This window comes from Mesorhizobium sp. M7A.F.Ca.CA.003.01.2.1 (assembly GCF_003998945.1).
Classification (GTDB): domain Bacteria; phylum Pseudomonadota; class Alphaproteobacteria; order Rhizobiales; family Rhizobiaceae; genus Mesorhizobium; species Mesorhizobium ciceri.
In genome coordinates this window covers 1-7,165 of sequence record NZ_RZRA01000186.1, presented here as the reverse complement: position 1 = coordinate 7,165, position 7,165 = coordinate 1, and the positions used below count along the sequence as shown (strand labels likewise).

Annotated in this window: 5 protein-coding genes and 1 tRNA gene; 4 read left to right on the top strand and 2 right to left on the bottom strand. The window is 62.7% G+C overall.

Annotated elements, in window-relative coordinates; all coding sequences use genetic code 11:
• The first annotated feature begins 407 nt into the window (after positions 1 to 407).
• Positions 408 to 1,334 (top strand): DUF1003 domain-containing protein, encoded by a 927-nt coding sequence (locus EN969_RS10340; protein ID WP_063169764.1) that lies wholly within the window; start codon positions 408 to 410, stop codon positions 1,332 to 1,334.
• Positions 1,335 to 1,466: 132 nt separating this feature from the next.
• A tRNA-Arg gene (locus EN969_RS10335) sits at positions 1,467 to 1,543 on the top strand.
• A 364-nt stretch (positions 1,544 to 1,907) separates the two neighbouring features.
• Here the strand turns inward: EN969_RS10335 and EN969_RS10325 are convergent.
• Together EN969_RS10325 and EN969_RS10315 are read right to left on the bottom strand one after the other, a co-directional pair.
• A complete protein-coding gene (locus tag EN969_RS10325; protein WP_013528384.1) occupies positions 1,908 to 2,300 on the bottom strand; it encodes an MAPEG family protein in 393 nt (130 codons plus the stop codon).
• Positions 2,301 to 3,270: 970 nt separating this feature from the next.
• On the bottom strand, positions 3,271 to 4,389 hold the full coding sequence (locus EN969_RS10315; protein ID WP_063169765.1) for a LacI family DNA-binding transcriptional regulator: 1,119 nt from the start codon (positions 4,387 to 4,389) through the stop codon (positions 3,271 to 3,273).
• A gap of 558 nt (positions 4,390 to 4,947) precedes the next feature.
• Here EN969_RS10315 and EN969_RS10305 point away from each other — a divergent pair.
• Both EN969_RS10305 and EN969_RS10300 read left to right on the top strand, forming a co-directional pair.
• Complete coding sequence (locus EN969_RS10305; protein WP_013528381.1) at positions 4,948 to 5,910, top strand: sugar-binding protein; 963 nt, start codon at positions 4,948 to 4,950, stop codon at positions 5,908 to 5,910.
• Between the two features lie 172 nt (positions 5,911 to 6,082).
• Positions 6,083 to 7,165: sugar ABC transporter ATP-binding protein (locus tag EN969_RS10300; protein WP_164758210.1), on the top strand; the 1,083-nt coding region annotated here is incomplete at its 3' end.

Here is a 7,165-nt window from a genome sequence, read left to right as displayed (position 1 = left end):
CTCCTCTGTCCTGCCGGATGTTCGTCGCTCGGAAAGCCAAGCAATTGGCTTTCCGCCCGCTGCGCGGACCGCTCCTCAACCCCCGCAAGGGGGGAGATTGGCAGCTTCGGCGCTCCGCTCACTCCTGTGACGGTGGAAATTGGCGAAAGCCGGGACAACAGCCAATCTCCCCCCTTGAGGGGGAGATGTCCGGCAGGACAGAGGGGGGTGATTGGCGCAAACATCGGGCAAGTTCTTCCCGCTCCGGCCAATTTCGAACGTCTCCACCCTCCCTGAGGGGCGAGCCGCCGTCAGCCACATCGCCTCTCCGATCAAAAACACTTGTCCGGCCTGCGAAATCCGTGCCCGGCGCTGGCTATGCGCCGCCACCTCTGTCTATCGTCGCCCAGCACCCTCAGGAGCCCACCATGAGCACCGTCCCCAAAACGTCCGAACAGGCGGCAGACAATCAGAACGATGACGGCGGCGAGTATTTCGAGGCGCCGATCGTCGGTGAGCTGGAGGCCGATCCGGTATCGGACGAACACTTCGACACGCCCGAAGTGCCGGACTCCGAACCGGCAGGCCCCGGCGCCCACCGTGGCAAGCCGAAGAAAAAGCCGTCGGCGATATCGGGCCGCAAATTCCGCAAGCGCGATCTGGTGCGCATCGACACGCTGCGCCCGAGCCTCGCCGACCGCATCCGCTCGGACCATCCCGACCTGCCGGCCGGCGCCCGCATCAGCCGCGCCGAGCTCGGCCGCTACCGCATGCGCTATATGGAGGAGCTGCTGCAGCAGGAGCACGGCGAATTCTCCGAGCTCGACCGTCAGGTGGTCGAATCGATCGCCAGGCAGGACACGATTTCCGAAAACTCGGAAGAAGAATTCGAGGAGCACCGCACCTTCGCCGACCGCGTCTCCGACAACATGGCGGCCTTCGGCGGCAGTTGGTGGTTCCTGATCTCGTTTGGTAGCGTGCTGCTGGTGTGGATCGGCATCAATCTGGTCGCCGGCATGTCGAGCGCCTTCGATCCCTACCCCTTCATCCTGCTCAACCTGCTGCTCTCCTGCATTGCCGCCATCCAGGCGCCGATCATCATGATGAGCCAGCGGCGGCAGGAGTCCAAGGACCGCCTGCGCTCCTTCAACGACTACCGCGTCAACCTCAAGGCCGAGCTCGAAGTGCGCCATCTGCACGAAAAGCTCGACTACCTCATCTCGCGCCAATGGACGCGGCTCGCCGAAATGCAGCAGATGCAGCTGGACGCGATGCACGAACTGGCGGGCGCCAAGAAGCCGAAGCGGGCGGTGCGTGGAAGGCGGACGGTGAAGGCGGGGGCGGGAACCTCGTAGGCCGCAGCCTGGACGCACCCGGCCCAAGTCGCTACGCCAATCGCCAATTGCCCGTTGAAGCCCGCGCCCGCTTCCGCTAAGAAGCCGTGACTTGCCGGTTCACCGGCTGGTTCGTTTTCCGGATTCCGGAAAGCACCCGTAGCTCAGCTGGATAGAGCGCTGCCCTCCGAAGGCAGAGGTCACAGGTTCGAATCCTGTCGGGTGCGCCAGTTCCATGTAGGTCCGTTTCGGGGCACTGCGTTTGTCGTTGGCAGCTTTGCGGTCGAGCAGGCTCACGCGGCCCTTCAGCCCTTCAAAGGCATAATTCTTCTCAACCGCCAGCCAGGGCAACCGCCAGCGTTCGGCGGCGAGGGTGTCGCGAGCCCGCGAATGGGCCACCTGCGTCGTGAAGAAGGTACACCCCTCATTGCTCGGCTGCCGGCCGGCCGTCGAACCACATGTAATAGGAGGCGATGAGCATTTGGCGCCCCTCGAACGCGTCCAGCAATATTACCGACCCGACACCGATCGGAGGGAGTGCGCCCTATCTCCGCTTATGAGGTACCGTGCCGTTCTCCCGCGGCTGGGGAGCGCCTAGAGCATCAGATAGATGATCCGGCCCAGAGCGCCAAAAAGCAGCGCGAAGGCTGCAATCGACTGGACGAAGAAGCCGGGATAGCGCTTCAAGGGCGCGGTGCGATACCCTACGAAATATGCAATCCGACCTATCATCCAGAGCAGCCCAAGGCCGGAAGCCCACGCGGCATTCCAGTAGATCGCGAACAGCCACATCGACGGCATAAAGATAGGAAACCATTCCACCGCGTTGGCATGTGCCCGGATGGTTCGTTCAAGGAGCGGGTCGCCGGTCATTGCGGGCGCCAGTATGCCAGTCTTCTTGTGGGTTCTCGCGACCGTCACCGCCATTCCGAATATCATCAAGCTACAAAACAGCGTCACGAGAGCTACCGGGTAAAGCCGTTCCATGTTTGCCTCCTCTCATGGTCGGGACAGTAGGCAAGCAAAGGTTATCGGCAAGGGCAAGGCGCAGGCAGATCTTTCCTGACAACCAGCGCCAATAAGAGCGGGGTTGTCAGTTATATAATTGCCCTTTTTGTTAATCACCCGAAAACGATGGGCAAGTTATGCCATCAGCGTCCCTTCCGTGGAGGCGGTGATGGCCATCGGCATACCGCCGTGCGCGATTGACACGCTGCCCGGCGGAAGGCAAAGAGTGACACATTATTGGCAAAGGGGAATGTCGATGAAGAAAATCTATCAGAAGCCCGTTTTCACGAAGCGTGAGCGACTGTCGTCAGTGACGGCTTCGCCCAGCTCATCCGGGATTATCGATTAACCAAGAGAGTTACAGTTTTGGAAAGCCCGCTGCCGAAAGGTGGCGGGCTTTTTGCTTTCTCCAGGAAACGACAGCCGATTCCGCAAGTCGGCACCGTCAACCTCAATTTCAAGTTCGGCAGACGCAACTGCCTGTGGGACCGCGTGCAGGGCAAGGTTAGCGGACCAGTGCCGAAGGCCTGAAGAAAGACAAAGCGGAATGGTTCAAGCCCGCCTTGTCGGACGGGTGCGAAGAAATGCATCGCCATGCGAAGCTGCTGGACTGCCCGGAGGAGAAGTAATGCCCGTGGTAAAAGGGCTCCCTGAAGCGCGAGAACAGGCTCTGCACTCGCGATCTAGACCATCAGGCTTAATTGCTGGATTCCTGTTGTGCCGGTAGCGTAATCGGGCTGGGGTGTCCAGCACTGGCCGGCACGGCGTGTCCAACCCCAAATTCGCAACCGTGCCGGTCTGTTGCACCAATGGGAATGAATGTCTCAGACTTCGACCTTGACCCCCTTCCGCGCAAGAATCGTCTGCATTGCAGCCATCAGCTCTTCGTCCCACTGGTCAGGTTTCCCTAACGGTCGAAGGTAAGCCAGCGCGGGCCCGCCGAGTCGCGTTACCCTACCACCCCCCGTACACTCTCCCGCTCCACCAGCGGACACTCCAGCTTCGTGATCGGATACCGCCCCCGTCCAGGCGCCGCCGGCGCTTCCAGCTGTTCGATCGCCCATTGGCCCATCGCCATGTGCGGCAGGATCGAGGTCGTCAGCGGCGGGAACAGATGCCTGGCGATTTCCTCGTCGTCGTAGCCGACCACGGAGATGTCCTGCGGAATGTGCAGGCCGGCTTCCTTCAGCGCTTCGTAGCAGCCGATCGCGGTGCGGTCGTTCTGGCAGAAGATGGCGGTGGGCTTATCCCTGAGCGCCAGCAGCTTGACGGTGGCGGCATAGCCGGCGCTGGCCGACCAGTCGCCCTCGACCACCAGCTCGGGATCGAACGGGATGTCGGCCGTGGCGAGCGCGCGGCGGTAGCCCTTCAGCCGGTCCTGTGCCGCCTGCATCCACGGCTCGCCGGTGATGGTGGCGATGCGGCGGTGGCCGTGGCTGATCAAATGGCGGGTCGAGCTCTGGCCGCCGGCGATCTCGCTCGGCACCACGGACGGGAAGGCGTAGTCCGCCGTGTAGCAGTTGAGCAGGATCACCGGGATGTCGAGGCCGTAGAGATAGTCGGGCGCTGTGATCTCGCGGGTGAAGATGGTCATGTAGATCAGCGCCGAAATGCCCCGCTTGGTCAGCGCTGAAATAGCGCGCGGCTCCATGACGGAATCGCCCAGCGTCTGCGCCACCAGAAGCACGTTGCCGGCATTCCACGAGGCCTGGCGCGCGCCCTCGATGGCGACCACGGCTTCGGGGCTGGTGGCGAGCTGGTCGACGGCAAAGCCGATCACCCCGTCCAGCCCTTCGAAGGCGGGCCCCTCGAAGGCAGGCAATGCCGGGTGAAGCGCCTCGAAAGCGGGCGCGGTGTAGCCAAGCGTCCGTGCGGCCTCGATCACCCGTTCGCGGGTCTGCTGCGACAGCTTGATCCCTGGCGAATTGTTGAGCACGAAGGACACGGTCGCCTGCGAGCAGCCGGCGGCCCTGGCGATATCGATCATGGTGACGCGGCCCTTGGCGCCCTTGGCCGGCGCCTTGCGCCGCCTCGCTGTGTCGCTGGCCCGATCCGTCGTCTCGCTCATGGCAAATCCCAGTCTGGCTGGCCGGTCAGGCCGGCAAGGTGGCGTGACGCCGTCGATTTATCGGAATAACGTCAAGCTCGTTTATAACTATTAGTATGCCGGAGGTCCATCCGCCACGCATCTCCATACAAGCGAAAGCTCAATTAACAAAAGGCCTGGGCGGCTGCCCAGCGGTGAGGGCGGCACGCCGGCGGGCACACCGCGAAACCGCTGGCATTGGCTCGGAACTAATACTGTTTACTAATACAAAAATGCGCTGTACCGTCAATCGTCGCATCCGGCCGGTCACGTCCGGGGCGACGGGAGAGTACGAAAAATGGCCCGGTGGCGAGCGGATCCTATCTCCGCAAGCCTTGTCTCGGATATGTGATATGTCAGACAAATCGGACTATTTACGAATGAAGGATGAGTCTCTAAGGTCGCTGTCGTGGCTGGAACGACGCCATTCTTTCGGTGCCGGGAACCCCTTTGAGGAGGAGGGCGTCCACGCTGCAAACGGCAAATCAGGTCAGTGCAAGATCGGCCGGTCCAACGACTGAGCCAAACGGGAGGTTGAACATGAAATCCTTGATACGCAATGCATCCGTAGCCGCGACCGCGCTGCTGCTTGGCCTGTCGGCCACGGCAATCGCGCGCGCCGACGACAAGCCGACGCTGGCCTTCGTGGTCAACGGCGCTTCCGATTTCTGGAAGGCCGCCGAAGCCGGCGTCAAGAAGGCGCAGGGCGAACTGCCCGACTATACGCTCGAGCTCAAATATCCCGAGCAGTCCTCGGTCGCCATCCAGCAGCGGCTGATGGACGATCTGGTGACCGCCGGCGTCAAGGGCATCATGGTCTCGGCCGTCGATCCCAAGACCTCGACCGATGGCCTCAACAAGATCGCTTCGGAAACGGCGCTGTTCACCACCGACTCGGACGCCCCGCAGACCAAGCGCGTCGCCTATATCGGCTCGTCCAACGTCGATGCCGGCAAGCAGGCGGCCGAAATCGCCAAGAAGGCGATGCCCAATGGCGGCAAATGCCTCGGCTTCGTCGGCCTGCTCGGCGCAGACAATGCCAAGGAGCGCATCCAAGGCATGAAGGACGGCCTGGCCGGCACCAAGATCGAGTTGATCGACGTGCGCGGCGACGACATCGACCAGGCGCGCGCCAAGAAGAATGTCGAGGACGCGCTGGTCGCCAGCCCCGACGTCACCTGCATGGTCGGCTTCTACTCCTACAACACGCCGCGCATCTATGAAGCGCTGCGCGACGCCGGCAAGCTCGGCTCGATCACCGTCGTCGGCTTCGATGACGATCCGATCACGCTCGGCGGCGTCAAGGAAGGCACCATTGCCGCCACCGTCGTGCAGCAGCCCTTCGAATGGGCCTATCAGGGCATGAAGCTGATGGCTGCCTATCTCAAGGGCGACAAGTCGGGCATCCCGGAAGGCAACCTCATCATCATCCCGACCAAGATCATCGGCAAGGATGACGTCGACGCCTACGCCGCCAATCTGAAGGCGATGGCCGGAAACTAAGACTTGAAGCAGTTCAGCCGGCTCAACGTCGCTTGGGCCGGCTGCTCGCATTGACGAACACCGCGAGGATCGTCAGTCTGCCAAAAGCCAAGAGCATGATCCCGAAAAGTGGAAGCCGGTTCTCGGAAAAGATCATGCTCAGAAATTGGCCCGCCAATCGCTGTCAGGCATGATGAATTATTCCGACACATCCATTGCTGCATCCGTGACCGCCCCGTTCCTCAGCCTTGAGAACGTGCGCAAGACCTATCCGGGCGTCGTCGCGCTCGACGGCTTCTCCATGGAGGTCAGGCCGGGCGAGGTCATCGGCCTTGTCGGCGAAAACGGCGCCGGCAAATCGACGTTGATGAAGATCCTCGGCGGCGTCACCAGGCCCGACAGCGGCACGATCACCGTCGACGGCACCGCGCATGACAGGCTCTCCGTCGAAGCCAGCCTGGGATCGGGCATCGCCTTCGTCCACCAGGAACTCAATTTGTTCGAAAATCTGGACGTCGCCGCCAACATCTTCTTCGGCCGCGAACCTTTGCGCGCCGGGCCGCTCAAGCTCGTCGACCGCGCCAAGCTGCGCACCATGGTGGCGCCGCTTTTGAAGCGCGTCGGCGCCAATTTTTCCGCCGACACGCCGGTCGCGACCCTGTCGCTGGCGCAGCAGCAGATGGTCGAGATCGCCAAGGCGCTGTCGATCGAGGCGCGGCTGGTCATCCTCGACGAGCCGACATCCAGCCTGCCGCTCGCCGAGACCGACAAATTGCTCGACGTCATCAAGGCGCTGAAGGCCGACGGCATCAGCGTCATCTTCATCTCGCACCGCCTGCACGAGGTCGAACGCGTAGCCGACCGCGTCGTGGTGCTGCGCGACGGCATGCTGGCCGGCACCTTGCCGAAGAGCGATATCGGCCACGACCAGATGGTCAAGCTGATGATCGGCCGCATGCTGAAGGAGCGCGAGAAGGCCTCGGAAGCGGCGCGTGCGCCCGGCGCCGTAGCACTTGCGGCCAAGGCCATCCGCACCCCTGCCTATCCCGGCCGCCCGGTCGATCTCGACGTCAGGCGCGGCGAAATCCTCGGCCTCGCCGGTCTTGTCGGTTCCGGCCGCACCGAGCTGGCGCGGGTGTTCTTCGGCATCGATTCGAAGCTCGGCGGCGCGCTGGAACTCGACGGCAAGCCGCTTGCGCTGGCTTCCGCGGCCGACGCCGTCGCGCACGGCATCTTCCTGGTTCCGGAAGACCGCAAGCTGACCGGTATCCTGCTC